Source organism: Ketobacter alkanivorans, from assembly GCF_002863865.1.
GTDB lineage: Bacteria > Pseudomonadota > Gammaproteobacteria > Pseudomonadales > Ketobacteraceae > Ketobacter > Ketobacter alkanivorans.
Genome location: NZ_CP022684.1, coordinates 4,249,583 through 4,264,702 on the forward strand (window position 1 = coordinate 4,249,583; position 15,120 = coordinate 4,264,702).

Consider the following 15,120-nt stretch of genomic DNA (forward strand, 5'->3'; position numbering starts at 1 on the left):
TCTGATGCTGATCGGACTACAGAAGCATCATGGCCAGTGCTGCTGCACCGCAAATCAGGCCTGCCAGGCCGAGCATTTTACTGGAATTGATTTTACTGCTGATTTCTTGTGATAACTGCTCGATAACATTGCCTTTCAGATCGCTGAGTTCTTGCTGGGCGATATCTTGAGCCACTACTCTGCTGACTTCCTCGGCTGCTTCTTTAGCGGTTTCACCTGCGGCTGCGGCCGATGTGAATTGGGCGATTTTCTTCACTTCTTCAATCAGCTCGGGCGAGGGGCGGCGAGTCGCTTCCAGCGCGTTGTCGATGCTGGTCTTGCTCTTGCTCACCATCTCGTTGACTTTCTGATTCACTTCTTCCAGGCGGTTGTCAATCATCTCCCCTGCTACGCGTTGGCAGAGGCTGGTGCCTTGTTCGCGGATCTGGCTGTCCAGGCGGTTGTTGAATTCTGCTCTTAGATCCGATTTGGCACGATCCAGCTCTTGCTTCATTTCTTTCAGAAGTGCATCGCGGATGGTGTCGGAAAGGGATTTCTGGAACGATTCAAATTTGTCCTCCAACACCTTGCGCACCATGTTCTCCACAACCCGTGTGCTGACACCAACGCTTTGGGATTGGGTGGGCTTCGCTTCGGCTGCCTTGGCTTCCTCTTTTGCTACGGTGCCAGGATCCAGCCGATTGAGTATGGCTGCCAGGGTGGCCGCTGGCGCGGGTTTGGGCAGAATGGCATAGGCGCCAATGGCAATGGCCTGCTGGGCGTAGTCGTTACCTTCTTTGGAGGTGCACATGATAACCGGGATATCTTTGGTATCCGGGTTGGATTTGATGGCTTTGGTTGCTTCGAAGCCGTCCATTCCTGGCATCAGGTGGTCCATGAAGATGATGTCTGGTGTATTACTGGATAAGTAATTCAGAGCGTCACCGGCGGATTCAGCAAAATCTGTTTTTATATCCTGCTGTTGCAGCAATTTTTTCAGAGAAAATCGGGCAGATTTTGAATCATCTACCACCAATGCATGTTTGATTGACATGGGCACTTCTTCTTAAGACGCATTGACGAAAAGGGCATACCTTCCAGTATATACGGAAATCCGGTTTCTGCCCGTCATGGCATTCAACTAAATTATTGTAAACTATGACAAACTTTGCCAGCGATGAGAATCAATTATGTCTATTGAGTAAGATTTTGGGGTTTGCAGGTGTCTCTGGCGAGGGTTGGCTACCCCGTGGGCCAGGAAAAAAGCGCTATCAGCAGGATGCCGCACGCTATCCATACCGGCAGGTTGCTCCAGTAGCTTGAGCGTAATCGGGTCAAAAGCTGTTGTAGCGGTGTGTCGGTGGAGGCTGATTTACCGACGGCGTCGGGCTGGGGCAGGCTTTGGTTTAGCTGCTGTTGGATTTCCTGCTGAAATGCCCGTTGTTCATCCTTCATATCCTGTAACAGCACGTCCAGCTTGGCGGTCATATGCTGGCGCAGTTCCAGGTTCATTTTGTGCAGTTTACTGTCGGTGATGGTGTGGATCAGGTTGGAAAGCGCTGGTGCGGGCTGGCTCTCTTGCTGGGTGTGGTTGCGTCTGATGGATTCGTCAACCTCCTTGAGTAGCTCGTCGTGGAGCAGTTCAATTTGTCGCTCCATGTTGAAGGACAGATGATCCCTTAATGATGACAACTCCTTATTGATACTGAGGGCCAGCTGATCCTCTGTGTCTTCAGTGGAATAGGGGGGCGGCACGATCTTCTCCAGAGCGTTGGCAATTTTGGTCCAGGTGGCGGGTTTGGGGATGATGCCTGAAGCCCCTTGATCCATGGCGAGCTGTTGGTAGTCGGGATCGCTTTGGCTGGTATACATGATGACCGGAATGGAGGCTGTGGCCGGGTCTTTGCGCATCACTTTTACCGCGTCCAGCCCCGTCATACCGGGCATGGTGTGATCCATAAAGACCACGTCAGGACGGTGACTGCGCAGATATTTCAGTGCAGCGGAACCAGATTCGATCATATGGACTTTGGCACCTTTGCGTTCCAGGAGCCGCTTTAACACGGTGCGGGCGGAGGGGGAATCATCCACCACGAGGGTTTGCAGTGCTGTCATAACCTGAGTGCCATTGTTTTTGTTATAGAGGCGTTTCGCCCGGTTACTGCTAGTTATTGTTCTACTGCACTTGCTTCAGTATGAGTCATGATGCTATTTGCGCAAGTTATCGTGATTTTTCTGTTCAATTGCGGCCAGCAGGAGCTTGATGTTCATGGCGTTGGCTTTGTAGCCTGCGTCTAAAAAATCACCCACTACAGGGATCAGGCCGATCAGAAAATCCACAATGATGTTGCCCAGCATTTTCCACATCACGCTTCCACTTATATTATATTTTCGGGCTGCAACCAAGATGAAAAGCGACATGCATGCGGTCAACAGGTCGCCGGCCACTGGGATTAGGCCAAGTATGAAATCCCAGCCCAATCGGATGCGGGTAAACGGTACTCTGAACTGGTCGTCCAGCAGGTAGGCGAGCTTTTTCAGTGAGTCCAGCGAGTAGATTCCTCCCGGTTGGCTTTGCATGTTGTAACACCTTGGTTTTTAATGGGCTGATTGCTTTATCATACCAATTTTACTGATGGTTACGGGAAGTGTTATGTCATCGATTGAAGTTCACGGAAGCTGTGATCCCCGCTTTGAAGCTCTGCGGGATGCCTTTGCAGGTGTACATGAAGAGTTTAATGAGCAGGGGTCATCCTGTGCTGTTTACTGGCAGGGTGAGTTGGTGGCTAATCTTTGGGCGGGTCAAAGAAATAGTGATGCAGAGCCGTGGCAGCAGGATACGTTGGTTAATGTGTTCTCTGTGAGTAAGGCGGTGACGGCAATCTGTGCGCAGCGGGCCGTTGATCTGGGGTTATTGGATCTGGACCGGCCGGTGGCTGATTATTGGCCTGAATACGGCTGCAATGGTAAGAAGCGAACTCTGGTTAAGTGGATGTTGAATCATAAGGCGGGTCAGCCTGCGATGAAAACGCCCCTGCCCGGTGAGGCGATCTATGATTGGGAGCGGATGGTGGAAACCCTTGCGGCTGAAGAGCCTTGGTGGGAGCCAGGTACTCAGCACGGTTACCATATGATCAGTTATGGCTGGTTGGTGGGTGAGGTGTTCCGTCGGGCCGTTGGCGTCAGCGTGGGCAACTTCCTGCGAGAGGAAATCGCAGGCCCGCTGGGGTTGGATATGCACCTGGGCGTTGCTGACGTGGATTTTCCTCGGGTTGCCGGTTTGCAGGCGGCCGCGCAGCTGCCGGAGGCGGGACGTGTGAGTTTGTTTAACCATGTTATGAGCAACCCCACAAGCATCACGGCGGCGGCGCTGACCAATCCCATGACCATTATGAATGGGGCGAATACTGATGAGTGGCGCAGAGCAGAGATACCTTCAGCCAATCTGCACGCAACCGCTTCCGCACTGGCTACGCTGTTTGGCAAGGTGGCCGGGCGAGAGGGTGTGATCTCGGATGCGGCATTAACGCGCTGCTATCTTGAGGAAAGTAATGGCGAAGATCCCGTGTTGCTTACCAATACTCGATTTGGGCCTGGATTCATGCTGCAGCAACCCGGCAGTGTGGAGGCTGAGTTCGGTCCGGGCAGTAATGCCTTCGGCCATCCCGGGGCTGGTGGAGCGCTGGCCTTTGCTGATCCCGATCAGGATCTTGGCTTTGCTTACACCATGAATCAATTGGGTCCGTACGTGCTGATTGATCCTCGTCCGCGCAAGCTGATTGATGCGCTCTATCGCTGTATCCGCTAGATATCGTCGGCAGGATGCTGGGCTGTAAATTGTTGATGGCTGCGGCCATCGCACAGCGGCCCTTTACTGCTGTGTTTACAGCCGCAAAAGAAGTAAATCTGATCTTTTGATGGATTGACTCTTACCGGAGAGAAGCCGGTATCTTTGTGGCTGCCATCGCAAAAGGGTTGGCGTGCGCTGAGCCCGCAGCTGCACCACCACAAATCCTGCCCTTTTTTGATGGGGGTGGGAAAGGGCAGCGCACTGGCTACCCTGGGGCTGAGTTTGTCTTGCTCAGGCACGGGACACGTACTTGCCCGTGACAGTGCTGACTTTGATGTGCTCCCCTGACTCAATGTATTCAGGCACCTGTACTTCCAGCCCGGTACTGAGAGTGGCGGGCTTGGTACGGTTGGTGGCGGAAGCATTTTTCATATTGGGAGCAGTGTCCACAATTTCCAGCACCACATGTTGGGGTAGCTCGATTCCGACACAGTGTTCTTCAACGATTAGCCCCTGAATGCCTTCCAGGTTGTCGGTCAGGTAGAGAATTTGCTCTTCGATGATGTCTCGGTCCAGGGGATGCTGGCTGTAATCCTCTTTATCCATGAAGATATAGCTGTCACCCTCTTGATACAGAAACTGTACCGCACGGCGGCTGAAATCCACCAGCTTGAGCATGTCATCACCGGTGAAGGTTTCATCGTGCTTTTGATGGGTCTGGGCGTGATTGAAACGCATTTTGTAGAGTGTGGCGGCACCGCGGGCAGACGGGCTGCGCACTTCGATGTGTTTGACGATATAGGGTTGGTCGTTAATGGAGACAACCGCTCCTTTTTTAATATCACAAGCCTTTGGCATGATGAGATCGCCTGTCTGGGTCGTTAGAGAAGGCCTGCGGCGAGCGCCGCAGGCCCGAATTTTTCAATGCAGAATCAGAGATAGAGTAGTAGCCATTGCAGGATACCCGCCAGTGCTCCCAGCCAGAATCCACCAATGCCGCCAATGATGGACAGCGGCTCCAGAATGCGCTTTAACTGAGCATAGAACAGGCGATCAGACATCCTGGCCAGGCGCTGCTTGAGGTGGATCTCCACAACGGCGGCGCGCTCCTGATTGAAAAGCTCTTCTTCAAGGGGCTCGATAATGGCGTCTGTCAGTTTGTCAGTGAGGGTTCGCTTCAGCTCCAGATAGCCGATGGGGCCAACCGTAAGCTGTACAAAGGTGCGCACGTTGATGTCTTCCACCAGTATCGATACGCGCTTGCGAATAATGGTGCGAGTGTGACGAGAGCGGCTGCCGTTCAGCAAAGCACCGAAAATATTCTGCACCGACAGTACGGAATGGGCGAGTAGCTTGGCCAGCTCTTCATCTTGCGCCTGACGAACCTTTGCGTAGGGGCTGCGAATCTTCCAGCGACCCAGTGTGATGGGCTTATAGGGGTAACGAATCCAGCGCTGGCATATCCAAAAGAAGAAAAAGACGCTCATGGCACCGCTTACCGCCCAATAATAAATACTGCTGGCCTGCACTAAAATGGCGATAACCACCTGGAAGCACCCCACGGTAAAGCCCATAACCGCGCAGAAACGGGCGATGCTGTCGAAGGTGCGCCGGCTGAGGATGTCGTAGATGCGTTTGAGGGTGCCGGGTTGCTGTTTTTCGGCCTGCTTCAGTAAGCGCTCATAGGAGAGAATGCGAGTCAGGCCGTCTCCCAGCTCTTCGATGATGTCATCGATGATGCGAGGCAGCAGGCGGTGTGCCCGTACGTAGAAACGATTTTTAACCAGTACAGGAAGGTTCTCCCACATCACGGCGTTATTTTCGTTCATCACATCATCAATGATGCCGTCAATCTGAGGGCGCAGGTTGCTGAGTTGGTGGGTAATGATCTTTTCGGGGCCGATATGCTCGAAGATTTGCTGCAGACCGGAGAGCTTTTCAAGCAGCTCTTTGGACCAGTGATTGGTGTACAGCAAGCTGTTGGCGTAAAAATAGCCTTGCCAGCCCATAACTGGCTTGATACCGACGAAGTATCGAGGCCATAGGGCAAGTAGACGGGCCAGTCGGCCAACGCACCAGCCAGCGGTTGCCATCAGTAATGGCAACAGCACAGGAACGTAGCTGATCAAGCTTTCCGGGGATAGCGCACTCATGCTTGCGCAAAACCTCCAGGTCTCATGGACTCTTCTCCTAATGTGTGCGCTCTTGGGATCGGGAGAGCCAACTGCAATGGAACCGGTGAGGTACCTATAGCTGAAATGGCGCGGCGCATCGGATGCCTGTAATTATGGTTATATTTGGCTCAGCAGGCGCTGATAGCCCGGTAAAGCCGGGTTCTTATATTACTTAAAAAGCCAGCGCATTGTAGGACAAATTTCGTGGCTAATGCGTTGGCTCCATTGTAGGTTTTTTGTGTCAAAAAGAACAATGCACCGTATTTAGACACCCGCGAACATGAAGAACAGCTGGGCGAATCCAGCCAGCAGACCCAGAACACCCCCCATTGTGATCAGAATCCACTCATCTTCCTGGAAGGCGGGCCGTAATAGCTCCTGAAACTCTTCAGAAGACATGGCTTGCATGCGGGTGCGGAACATCATCTCCACAACCTTGCCGCGTTCTTTGCTGAAGATGGGATCATCGAAAGAGGCCAGGGACATTTCGATGGTTTTTTCCTCAATGGTGCGTTTCAGGTCGACGAAACCTTCAGGCCCTACGGTGAGCTGGGCCACGGTTTTGACCATGCCGCCATCGATCACCGGGCGCATGTGCTTTTTCAGCATAGCTTTGGCGCGATCGGCTTTGGGGCCGCGGAAAATCTCATTCATGATATGCCCAATGGTGAGAATTTCGGCAGTGATGATTCGGCAAAATACCTCGGATACTGCGTTCTGCCTGCTCAGAAACAGGCCTTGCACGGTGGGGCCGAATGGCGTCAATTTGGTGGGATTCAGTGGGCGGAAGATCAGGTTCAGCGCCAGCCAGTTGGTGGCCAGCCCAACCAAAAGGCCAAAGGCAGGCAGAATCAGCCAGTCTTTGTTATGCCACCAGACGAACATCTGCACAACGCCGAACAGGAAACCGAAGAAGGCCCCGGAGTTGATCACGAATTTGAACTCGGTTTCGCCGCATTCCCAGAACACGCGATTCAGCATGTCCTTATCTTCGGAGAGCTTCTTGATGATCAGGTCTTTCGGGTCAATGAGATCTTCGATATTGGCGTGCATATCCTCGATCAGATTATCCATCATCTCGGGCAGTTGACGCCGGGCGCGATTATAGGCGCGGTTTTTAAGTACGTTGGGCAGGTTTTCCCACAATACGGCGTTGCGCTCGGCCATGATGTCATCGGTCAGTTCTTCGATGCGGGCGTCGGCCACTTTGATGATGTGGTGGGCAATCTTTTCAGGTTCGAACTCGTCGAAGATCTCCTGCATGGTGCTGATCTTATCGAGGGTGTTTTCCACCACGATACCAGCCATTTTCTTCCCTTTTTTGGGGATGATGCCCTGCCAGCCCAGCCAGGGCGGAATGCCGATGAATTTAATCGGATAGAATGTGAGCTGAATCGCTAACCAATTGGTAGTCCAGCCAACAATTGCCGCAACAAACGGAATGCTGATGTATTTCCAAAAATCGGGGTGATTTACAAACTCGTTGTAAAACTCAAGCATCGAGTGATGTTCCCTAACAAAGTGTGCTCAGGTGCAAGGTCAAAGCGACCCTGACGTCCCTGAATTCCCATACTGTAATTTTGTTAAGCCGACAACAAACTGACAACAATTGGCCTACTATAGACGCACATGCGAAAGTCAAATAAATGGCATAATGGCCAAAAAAACCGGCTTATTATACCTTGCTAAATGAATAAATCTTGAGATTTTTGAGATTAATTCACACAGCTTCGGGATGGTGGTAAAGTCGATCAATTGCCGATAAATAATAAAACAATCGATTGGGAAATAACTTGGCTATAGCGTCAGAAAACGAAGAATCCATGGTTCGTTACCTTGTGATGGAGGTGCTGGAAGCTGCTGTGAATCTGGCGCTGTCCCATGAGCCTGAGGCCCAGGAGCGCTTGCAGGATCACGTTGGCCGGGTATTGCGAATCAAAACCACTGCGCCGGACTGGATGGTGTTTGTGGCCGTCTGTGAGGACGGTGTGCAGTTGTTTTTGGAATACGAAGATACCGTGGATTCTCGCATTACCTTACCCACTTCGTTACTGACCCAATACGTTTTGGGCAGCAGTGCCGACAGCGTGCTGGAGGCGGAGGGCGTGCGGGTTAGCGGCGATCTGGAGTTTCTCAACGATATGCTGCATATCGCGTTGGAGTTCAGTATCTGGAGTCTGGCGAAGCGGGTGTTGAATGGCTGGTTGCCAGAGTTTGAAGGCTTTGCGGGGCTGATTGAGGCCTTAAAGAACAATGATCCCGCCTGGATCGTACGCTTGGAGCATTTGCCTCAGTTGGCCAACGAAACGCTGATGGCTGTGCGCGCCCAGGGAGAGTTACAGCAGCAGCAAATTCGTGAAATTGAAGCAATCAAGCAGCAATTGGCGGCCGATCGTCGGGCTAACCGTATCAGTACTGTGATTGGGTTTTGTCTGCTGGTTGTGGCGTTCCTGGCACATAACGGCTATTTGAAGGTGCCCCAGCTCGAGTCCATTTCCATGGATACGCTGGTGCTGGTGATCATTTCAATGGTGATTTTAATCCCTCGGATGATCAGCGGGCGCTGATCAATCATCGTCAAGCGGTGTTCCCCCAGGGCGGCGACCGGTGCCACGGGTACGGGCAGGGCGGGTGGCCATTTTCAAGCTATCACCCATGAGATCCAGCCCGGTTTTTGCGATGGTACGAGTGGTGTCCCGCAGCATTTCCTTTGATGGCAAAGATTTAAAGCCTTCCAGCACGCCCTGTTTTACTCTGGCTTCGATTTCCGGGCCCACTTCTGCTTTAAAGCGCTCGATCGCTTCGCTTACCCCCGCGTCGTAGTGGTGTTTGAGCCGTTTCTGAAAGATGAAATGAGCGATGCCCAGCGTCAGCAGGCTGCTGAGGAGGGCGGTGGCAATGATGGTGAGTAAGGTATAGGCCATAGTGTCAGTCGTCGTGATTCAGTTCGTCGCAGATCTTATCCAGGGCCGCGGCAAGGCGATCAATTTTTTCGTTCAGCAGATCCAGATCCGATCTGCGGCTGATGCCCAGCCTGCCGAGGGTGGAGGATACGCGCATATCAAAGGCGCGCTCGATACGGTCCATGGTCTGGTTGGCGCGCACCTTCAGCTCATCCAGACGTGAATCGGGTGCTACCTCAATATCCTTGGTGTGGTTGATGCGCTCAAAGACCTGCCCTTTGCCCACCAACTCTTCAAACGCTTCGCTACCTTGCTCCTGGATCATGGAATAGGCACCCAGACCGGCGAGCCAAATTTTATTGGAATTGCGCTTGATGTCGTCGGTTTTACTCATGGAATAATCCTTTGCTCCTGGAAAAGACGTTGCCAGTGTGAATCAGTTTCTTGTAGGGCATCGTTAATGGTAACACCGGAATCGCAATGGCGCTAAATTGGCCATTAAGGTGATTAGGCAATTTTATTGTTATAGTAGCCCTATAGCCGAAAAATGTTGGCTTGAGTTGGCTTATACGCTATTTGCAAAAGCCGCTTAGGTCAACTGCAATTGTTAATTGGAGAATCGCCATGGCAGTGGGTCAATCGGGCGCAAGCCCTGAACTGGATAAATACAGCAGTGCGTATTCCCCGGCACTGGTGTTGGCCTTGTTGCAGAAAGTTTGCTCCCGTGCCGGGCTGGATCTGGTGTCACGCGCACTGCAATTGTACTACCTGGCGCGTTCGCCTGATCTACCTGCTTGGGCTAAGGCCAGTGTTTTTGCAGCGCTGGGTTATTTCGTGGTCACGCCGGATGCGGTGCCCGACATAACGCCTGTGCTGGGGTTTGTGGATGACCTGGCTGTACTGACTTCTGCATTGGCCAGTGTCAGTGCCTACGTCAGCCCGGAGATTCGCGCCAAAGCATTGGAGCGTTTGCAAGCCTGGTTTGGCAGTGATGTGGAAATGCCTGCGGAAAAGTTCCCGATAGAGAAGACATAACCCCGAGCGTTCTATAAAATGGGCGCGGCTTTCTATTTAGAAATGGCTATTTGGAAATCGCCAACCAGTCACTATCAACAAAAAACTGCGGGGAATGGAACATGCGCCGAGTGGTATTCAATCAGAAAGGTGGTGTAGGTAAATCCAGCATAGCGTCCAATCTTGCTGCTATCAGTGCCCACCGCGGCTTAAAAACATTGCTGATTGATCTGGATTCCCAATGTAACTCAACCCAGTATTTGCTGGGGCGTGATTTCCAAACCGGTGAAACCGACATCGGTGTGTTTTTTGCGCAAACATTGTCATTTCGTCATCGTCACAAGCGCAACCTTGAAGATTTCATTACGCCATCCCAATTCGACAACCTGCATGTGATTGCCGCCAATCCAGAACTGGGTGAAATCATGTCCCAACTGGAAGCCAAACATAAAATATTCAAGTTGCGTGATGCTCTGGCAAAGCTCAATGGATATGACGCCATTTATATTGATACCCCTCCAGCGTTTAACTTTTATACGTTGTCGGCCCTGATCGCGGCAGACAGTTGCCTGATACCTTTCGATTGTGATGAGTTTTCCCGTCAGGCGTTATACAACCTGATCGAGAACGTAGAAGAGACGCGTCAGGATCACAATGATGATTTAGAAGTGGAAGGCATAGTGGTGAATCAGTTCCAGCCGCGCGCCAGCTTGCCTACGCGCATGGTGGATGAGTTGAAGGAAGAAGGCCTGCCCATTCTGGATACGTACATTTCTTCATCCGTGAAAATGCGTGAATCCCACGATACCGGTATTCCTCTGATTCACATGGCTCCCAAGCATAAGTTGACCGATGAGTTTGTGGCGTTGTTCGAATTGCTGCATCCGGGGTTTGCGGTATCGGTTGCCGAAAAGTCAGATAAAGAGCCAGCGTAACCTTTCGGTTACGCTTTCAGCAGTTTCAGTAAGGCCCACTGACCCAATCCAAACAGGCTTAATGCCACCACAGCCCATAGCGCGGCGATGAAACCAAACAGATCCGGTGCCTTCATCAGGGTGGTCATGAGTGATTCCTGATAATAGAAAAACCATTGGTGGTCATCCGGAAACACTTTGGTATGAAGCCAGTAAAAGGCGCTGGTGGGGCCAGCTATTAACAGCCCTAGGCCAATCACCGTCAATGCGATCAGCGTGCCAGTGGCAATGTGTTTCAGCGTAGGGGGCGGCTTTTTCTGCCAGCGATAAACACCTGCCAGTATCAGCAACAAAATCAGGCTACCCAAAGCGGTTTGGTTGAACAACGTAATCAGATTGGCTACATCCTGCAGATGTATCACCTCTGCCTCCCGGAGCAGGGTGCTGGTTGTCTGATCCGGGGTGGTGTAAGTGATCTGCGCCAGGCCTGCCCCACCTTGTTGAATGGCACTTACAATATCGGAGAACAGTTGCTGATGCTGATCGTATGAGGTGAGTTCAAAGTTGTCACGATAGCGGTTGCTCGGCCCATAGCGCTGTATGTGTTGATCGATATGCAGCATCTTGTAGCCAAGGGAATAACCGAAGTTGATTTGAGCCAGGCCATGCCAGCTGAACCAGAACGCAGTGATCAGACAGCTCAGTGTCAGTAGAAGCCCTAAAAGCCCTCCCGTCAGCGTGCCCACCCCTGTGGATTTTTTTGCAGTCATAAAAATGGAATTAGGTTGTTATTGTGCGGCACAGGATACTGCATGGTATGCCTGAGTGAAACCGGTTACGTATAGGAAGGGCGAATGCGTGCAGGGTAGACCGGTGGGTCAGCTTTGGTTAGGATGGGGCTGGTTGTGTGAATACTGTTCGATAATAACAATAAAGTGAGAGGGCGTGGGGCATGGGCAGGTTGGGAGCAATGGGGTTAGCCTGTTTGCTGATGGTGTCATCAGTGCAGGCAGCGTTTTGGCACAAGCCTCCAGGTGAACCGGAGCGCGGTTTTGGCTCGCGGGAGAATTACCTGACCGATACTTTTCAGGAGTATCAGTTTGGCAGCGCCAGTGAAGGTGATCAGGTCTGGTATTACGTTCCTGATCGGTTGAAATACGGCGCTAAGGCGCCTGTTGTGGTGTTCTTGCATGGCTTTGCCGCATTTATTCCCAAGCTATACCAGACCCATATTGAACACCTGGTTAAGCAAGGCAATATCGTTATTTTCCCCCAGTATCAAAAGGCAACCTTCAGCGGGTTTTTATCGGAAGCCGGGCTGTTTGCGCCAGCGGATCAATCGGTCTGGGCGCAGCGGGCCGTGGTGACTGTGGATCAGGCTTTGGATGAGCTGGGTGCTCAGGTGCAAGCGGATGAGATCTATTTATACGGTCATTCTTTAGGCGGCTTGATCGCGCTGGCGTGGCAGGCAGAGGGTGGGGTTCCCATAGCGGCAGGGGTGCTAAGCCATCCACAGGTGAATGCACAGGAAGGCATTCCTGCCTTTGTACGCGCATTTTTGGAAATCATTGAGATCCCCTGGCGTGAATATGCCCCTGATATTGCGTTTCCGGTGGTGATACTGAACGGTGATGTCGACACCATCGCGCCTCTGGAGCAAAGCCGGGAGATTCTTGCTGCTCTGGCATCTGCCCCCAGTCGTGAGTTGTACATCGCCCAGCGCGATCGTTACGGCTACCCGTCCATATCGCCCAACCACGGCGCGCCGTTGGACAAGATTCAAGGGTTACCTGCTCATTTCAGAATTTTTTCGGTTTCCGGTGAGCTGGATGGCCTGGACTGGCGTTATTACTTTGCCGGGTTGGACGCGGTGGTGGCAGGTTGGCGGGTTGCTATTCCATTTGATTTGGGCGTTTGGAGTAATGGGCGCCCGGTTAAACCCCTGCTGACGGAGCAGGCGCTCTGATTTTTATTCTGAGCCAGATCAACCTTTGCTGAAGCAGTGGTTGCATGCTGACCACATCCCTTCTTACTATGCAGGCATACTACTGTGTAAAGGGAAGATCATTAATGCGTCTATCTGCTGTTATATTGTTTTTTACCATGTTGACTGCTTGCGCCAGTGAGCCAGCACCGGAGCCATTAAAAATTGGTAACACGCTGGATTTTGCTTTGTTGCAGGATCAATACGCCAATCCATTTGTGCATGAAGATAACATGGAAATTCTGTTGTACGCTGACGACATGGATACCAGCCGTGATGTGCGGGATGCCATAGGGCGTGTTGAGCCTGCTTGTTATGAGCAGGGCAAGCTGGTGTTTGTGGCTAATGTCAGTGGCATGCCATCCTTGATTACCCGCTTGATTGCGCTGCCTAAAATGCGTGGGTATGGATTCCCGATTTGGCTGGATTACGATGGCGAGGCGACCGATGCGCTGCCTGTTCAAGAGAATTTCATTTCGGTTGTACGGGTAAAAGATGGCGCTATTATCAGTGTTGAGTATGTGCAGGGTATGGAATCGGTTATGAATGCCATTGTGCCCCTGTGTGGAATACGTTCCGAGCAGATGGCGCAGCTATAGCGGTTATCGACATTGTTTGTGTGTGGCCCCATCGTCAACTAAATCCCTGCCTGCTACCATAGCGCCACATTTATTGTTGCGGCAGGGATTTCATGAAAACAATCAAGCGCCTCTTTCTCTTTTTGCTGGTTATTATCTTCGCAGCGGGTGTTGCGTTGTGGGTGTTGCCTTCGCCGCTTATAAAATGGGCAATCGAAAACCTGGGGTCTGAAGCGGTAGGGGCGAAAGTGGAAGTGGATTCTGTATCGTTCTCCTGGTTCCCGACCAGTATTCGTCTGAACGACCTTGCCATTACAAACCCCAGCGAACCCATGACCAATGCGGTTGAATTTCATGCGATCGCCACTGAGCTGAACCTGATGGAAGCCATCGGCGGCAAGATCTATCTGGAAGAGGTACTGGTGGAGGGGATTGCACTGGATACCGCACGCGAACATTCCGGGGCCTTGCCGAATCGAGTAGAGCCACCACAACAGGATTCATCATTTACCATGCCGGATCTGGGGCTGCCTGACCCTTCTGCGCTGGTGGAGAAAGAAAAAGCGCTTTATCAGAGTAAAATAGATGCGTTCAACACCGAAATCGATGCGCGTCAGGCTCGTTGGGAATCGGTGCTGCAACAATTGCCCAGCGAAGACAAGCTGGCTCAGTATGAGGCCGACTGGCAACGGGCCAAAAAAGCAAACGCTCTGGAAAAACTCAGTCAGGCCAATAAAATCTCCAAAGCCCTGCAGCAGGACATCGACAAACTGAAAGCCGGTGAAAAGCAGTTAAAGCAGGAGTACGCCCAACTGCAGCAAGACTATAAAAACCTGGCAGGGTTGTCGGGAAAATCCATTGACCAGATCATCAACGAACTGGGCTTGTCCGATTCCGTTATCGCCAATCTGGGTAATCAATTATTGAGTGGCAAGGTGCAGCAGTGGCTGCAAACCGGTAAGGGGTACTATGAACTGCTGCTGGGAGGTAGTTCCGACTCGGTTGATGCCTCCCAGCAGAGCGTTGCCGAGATTCAGACCTCGCCTGATTTTCTGGTTAAGCTGATCCGCCTATCCGGCCCGTTTGAGCATGCAGGGCGCAGCGGCATCATTAACGGAGACATCAAAAATCTATCCGACGCGCCAGCCCTGTGGTCACAACCTGTCAGTATTGATGTCAATGCGGTGGGGGATGCGCTTGGAACCATCAAACTGCAGGGGTTACTGGCACACCAGAAGGGTGGGTCTGAACAGGATAGCCTTTCACTGTCGGTAAGAGACAGCCGCTTGCAACAGGTTGCTCTGTCGCAATCAGATAGCTTGGGACTGTTGGTGAACAAAGCACGTTTAAATCTGGAAGCCAGCGCCAGCATTCAATCATTCAGTCAGCTGGATTTGAAGTTGGATGGGGTGTTTTCTGATCTGGATATGGCCCTGAATCAGGGGGGCGACCAAAATTCAGGCCAGGCCGATTGGCAAAAAACGCTGGCCGCGAGCCTGTCATCTTTGCAAAAACTCACGCTGGCGGGAACGGCTAAGGGCCCGTTGCAGAACCCTGATCTGAAGGTGTCTACTAACCTGAATGGTATTCTGAAAAATGCGCTGTCGGCCGAGCTGAAACAGCGCTCCAATGCCCTGCGGCAACAAGTGCAGGGACAACTGGATCAAGCCCTGCAGCAGCAGATGCAACCTCTGCAGGCCAAGCTGGGCGGTTTGGGTGGGCTTTCAGGTGAAGCCGATGCGCGACAAAAAGAATTCGAATCCATGTTGAAGAAACTCAGGTGA

At 52.0% G+C, this 15,120-nt stretch carries 17 protein-coding genes; 7 read left to right on the forward strand and 10 right to left on the reverse strand.

Translation table 11 applies throughout. The features are described 5' to 3' along the window. Positions 1 to 16 precede the first annotated feature (16 nt). The 3 genes from Kalk_RS18170 to Kalk_RS18180 form a co-directional block, all read right to left on the reverse strand. Positions 17 to 1,033 carry a response regulator gene (locus Kalk_RS18170; protein WP_101895600.1) on the reverse strand — a complete coding sequence of 339 codons (1,017 nt, stop codon included), beginning with the start codon at positions 1,031 to 1,033 and terminating at the stop codon, positions 17 to 19. A 188-nt stretch (positions 1,034 to 1,221) separates the two neighbouring features. Further along, positions 1,222 to 2,094 carry a response regulator gene (locus tag Kalk_RS18175; RefSeq protein ID WP_101895601.1) on the reverse strand — a complete coding sequence of 291 codons (873 nt, stop codon included), beginning with the start codon at positions 2,092 to 2,094 and terminating at the stop codon, positions 1,222 to 1,224. Positions 2,095 to 2,187: 93 nt separating this feature from the next. Next, positions 2,188 to 2,559 carry a DUF4112 domain-containing protein gene (locus tag Kalk_RS18180; RefSeq protein WP_101895602.1) on the reverse strand — a complete coding sequence of 124 codons (372 nt, stop codon included), beginning with the start codon at positions 2,557 to 2,559 and terminating at the stop codon, positions 2,188 to 2,190. Between the two features lie 73 nt (positions 2,560 to 2,632). On the opposite strand from Kalk_RS18180, the gene Kalk_RS18185 reads away from it, so the two are divergent. Continuing rightward, positions 2,633 to 3,787, forward strand: a complete 1,155-nt coding sequence (locus Kalk_RS18185) for a serine hydrolase domain-containing protein (protein ID WP_158643570.1) — start codon at positions 2,633 to 2,635, stop codon at positions 3,785 to 3,787. Here the strand turns inward: Kalk_RS18185 and Kalk_RS18190 are convergent. From Kalk_RS18190 to Kalk_RS18205, 4 genes are all read right to left on the reverse strand, one after another. Then, the gene (locus Kalk_RS18190; protein WP_101895604.1) at positions 3,784 to 4,068 is read right to left on the reverse strand and encodes a CDGSH iron-sulfur domain-containing protein; all 285 of its coding nucleotides are present in this window, start codon (positions 4,066 to 4,068) and stop codon (positions 3,784 to 3,786) included. The genes Kalk_RS18185 and Kalk_RS18190 overlap by 4 nt on opposite strands. Continuing rightward, positions 4,061 to 4,627 carry an elongation factor P-like protein EfpL gene (gene efpL, locus Kalk_RS18195; RefSeq protein ID WP_101895605.1) on the reverse strand — a complete coding sequence of 189 codons (567 nt, stop codon included), beginning with the start codon at positions 4,625 to 4,627 and terminating at the stop codon, positions 4,061 to 4,063. The genes Kalk_RS18190 and efpL overlap by 8 nt, the downstream gene beginning before the upstream one ends. 74 nt (positions 4,628 to 4,701) lie before the next feature. After that, positions 4,702 to 5,922 (reverse strand): hypothetical protein, encoded by a 1,221-nt coding sequence (locus Kalk_RS18200; protein ID WP_101895606.1) that lies wholly within the window; start codon positions 5,920 to 5,922, stop codon positions 4,702 to 4,704. A 285-nt stretch (positions 5,923 to 6,207) separates the two neighbouring features. Continuing rightward, on the reverse strand, positions 6,208 to 7,443 hold the full coding sequence (locus Kalk_RS18205) for a DUF445 domain-containing protein (protein ID WP_101895607.1): 1,236 nt from the start codon (positions 7,441 to 7,443) through the stop codon (positions 6,208 to 6,210). 323 nt (positions 7,444 to 7,766) lie between these two features. On the opposite strand from Kalk_RS18205, the gene Kalk_RS18210 reads away from it, so the two are divergent. Next, a complete protein-coding gene (locus Kalk_RS18210) occupies positions 7,767 to 8,510 on the forward strand; it encodes a DUF1418 family protein (RefSeq protein WP_158643571.1) in 744 nt (247 codons plus the stop codon). Here the strand turns inward: Kalk_RS18210 and Kalk_RS18215 are convergent, their stop codons facing one another. Together Kalk_RS18215 and Kalk_RS18220 are read right to left on the reverse strand one after the other, a co-directional pair. Continuing rightward, positions 8,511 to 8,867, reverse strand: a complete 357-nt coding sequence (locus tag Kalk_RS18215) for a hypothetical protein (protein WP_101895609.1) — start codon at positions 8,865 to 8,867, stop codon at positions 8,511 to 8,513. A 4-nt stretch (positions 8,868 to 8,871) separates the two neighbouring features. Beyond that, positions 8,872 to 9,240: a phasin family protein gene (locus tag Kalk_RS18220; protein WP_101895610.1), complete on the reverse strand. Its 369-nt coding sequence runs from the start codon at positions 9,238 to 9,240 to the stop codon at positions 8,872 to 8,874. A 230-nt stretch (positions 9,241 to 9,470) separates the two neighbouring features. On the opposite strand from Kalk_RS18220, the gene Kalk_RS18225 reads away from it, so the two are divergent. Both Kalk_RS18225 and Kalk_RS18230 read left to right on the forward strand, forming a co-directional pair. Then, on the forward strand, positions 9,471 to 9,881 hold the full coding sequence (locus Kalk_RS18225; protein ID WP_101895611.1) for a YkvA family protein: 411 nt from the start codon (positions 9,471 to 9,473) through the stop codon (positions 9,879 to 9,881). A 101-nt stretch (positions 9,882 to 9,982) separates the two neighbouring features. After that, a complete protein-coding gene (locus Kalk_RS18230; RefSeq protein WP_101895612.1) occupies positions 9,983 to 10,795 on the forward strand; it encodes a ParA family protein in 813 nt (270 codons plus the stop codon). 8 nt (positions 10,796 to 10,803) lie between these two features. Here Kalk_RS18230 and Kalk_RS18235 read toward each other — a convergent pair whose 3' ends face one another. Beyond that, positions 10,804 to 11,544 carry a lipoprotein intramolecular transacylase Lit gene (locus Kalk_RS18235; protein ID WP_101895613.1) on the reverse strand — a complete coding sequence of 247 codons (741 nt, stop codon included), beginning with the start codon at positions 11,542 to 11,544 and terminating at the stop codon, positions 10,804 to 10,806. A gap of 182 nt (positions 11,545 to 11,726) precedes the next feature. Here Kalk_RS18235 and Kalk_RS18240 point away from each other — a divergent pair, with 182 nt between their 5' ends. From Kalk_RS18240 to Kalk_RS18250, 3 genes are all read left to right on the forward strand, one after another. Continuing rightward, complete coding sequence (locus tag Kalk_RS18240; RefSeq protein WP_101895614.1) at positions 11,727 to 12,740, forward strand: alpha/beta hydrolase; 1,014 nt, start codon at positions 11,727 to 11,729, stop codon at positions 12,738 to 12,740. A gap of 104 nt (positions 12,741 to 12,844) precedes the next feature. Then, positions 12,845 to 13,357 (forward strand): hypothetical protein, encoded by a 513-nt coding sequence (locus Kalk_RS18245; RefSeq protein WP_101895615.1) that lies wholly within the window; start codon positions 12,845 to 12,847, stop codon positions 13,355 to 13,357. A 92-nt stretch (positions 13,358 to 13,449) separates the two neighbouring features. After that, positions 13,450 to 15,120 (forward strand): TIGR03545 family protein, encoded by a 1,671-nt coding sequence (locus tag Kalk_RS18250; protein WP_101895616.1) that lies wholly within the window; start codon positions 13,450 to 13,452, stop codon positions 15,118 to 15,120.

Bases quoted from the DNA above. Each gene is read 5' to 3' on its own strand.
- Kalk_RS18230 (WP_101895612.1), top strand. From the start codon at position 9,983: ATGCGCCGAGTGGTATTCAATCAGAAAGGTGGTGTAGGTAAATCCAGC.
- Kalk_RS18200 (WP_101895606.1), bottom strand. From the start codon at position 5,922: ATGAGTGCGCTATCCCCGGAAAGCTTGATCAGCTACGTTCCTGTGCTG.
- Kalk_RS18210 (WP_158643571.1), top strand. From the start codon at position 7,767: ATGGTTCGTTACCTTGTGATGGAGGTGCTGGAAGCTGCTGTGAATCTG.
- Kalk_RS18220 (WP_101895610.1), bottom strand. From the start codon at position 9,240: ATGAGTAAAACCGACGACATCAAGCGCAATTCCAATAAAATTTGGCTC.
- Kalk_RS18245 (WP_101895615.1), top strand. From the start codon at position 12,845: ATGCGTCTATCTGCTGTTATATTGTTTTTTACCATGTTGACTGCTTGC.
- Kalk_RS18185 (WP_158643570.1), top strand. From the start codon at position 2,633: ATGTCATCGATTGAAGTTCACGGAAGCTGTGATCCCCGCTTTGAAGCT.
- Kalk_RS18170 (WP_101895600.1), bottom strand. From the start codon at position 1,033: ATGTCAATCAAACATGCATTGGTGGTAGATGATTCAAAATCTGCCCGA.
- Kalk_RS18180 (WP_101895602.1), bottom strand. From the start codon at position 2,559: ATGCAAAGCCAACCGGGAGGAATCTACTCGCTGGACTCACTGAAAAAG.
- efpL (WP_101895605.1), bottom strand. From the start codon at position 4,627: ATGCCAAAGGCTTGTGATATTAAAAAAGGAGCGGTTGTCTCCATTAAC.
- Kalk_RS18215 (WP_101895609.1), bottom strand. From the start codon at position 8,867: ATGGCCTATACCTTACTCACCATCATTGCCACCGCCCTCCTCAGCAGC.
- Kalk_RS18175 (WP_101895601.1), bottom strand. From the start codon at position 2,094: ATGACAGCACTGCAAACCCTCGTGGTGGATGATTCCCCCTCCGCCCGC.
- Kalk_RS18235 (WP_101895613.1), bottom strand. From the start codon at position 11,544: ATGACTGCAAAAAAATCCACAGGGGTGGGCACGCTGACGGGAGGGCTT.
- Kalk_RS18240 (WP_101895614.1), top strand. From the start codon at position 11,727: ATGGGCAGGTTGGGAGCAATGGGGTTAGCCTGTTTGCTGATGGTGTCA.
- Kalk_RS18225 (WP_101895611.1), top strand. From the start codon at position 9,471: ATGGCAGTGGGTCAATCGGGCGCAAGCCCTGAACTGGATAAATACAGC.
- Kalk_RS18205 (WP_101895607.1), bottom strand. From the start codon at position 7,443: ATGCTTGAGTTTTACAACGAGTTTGTAAATCACCCCGATTTTTGGAAA.
- Kalk_RS18250 (WP_101895616.1), top strand. From the start codon at position 13,450: ATGAAAACAATCAAGCGCCTCTTTCTCTTTTTGCTGGTTATTATCTTC.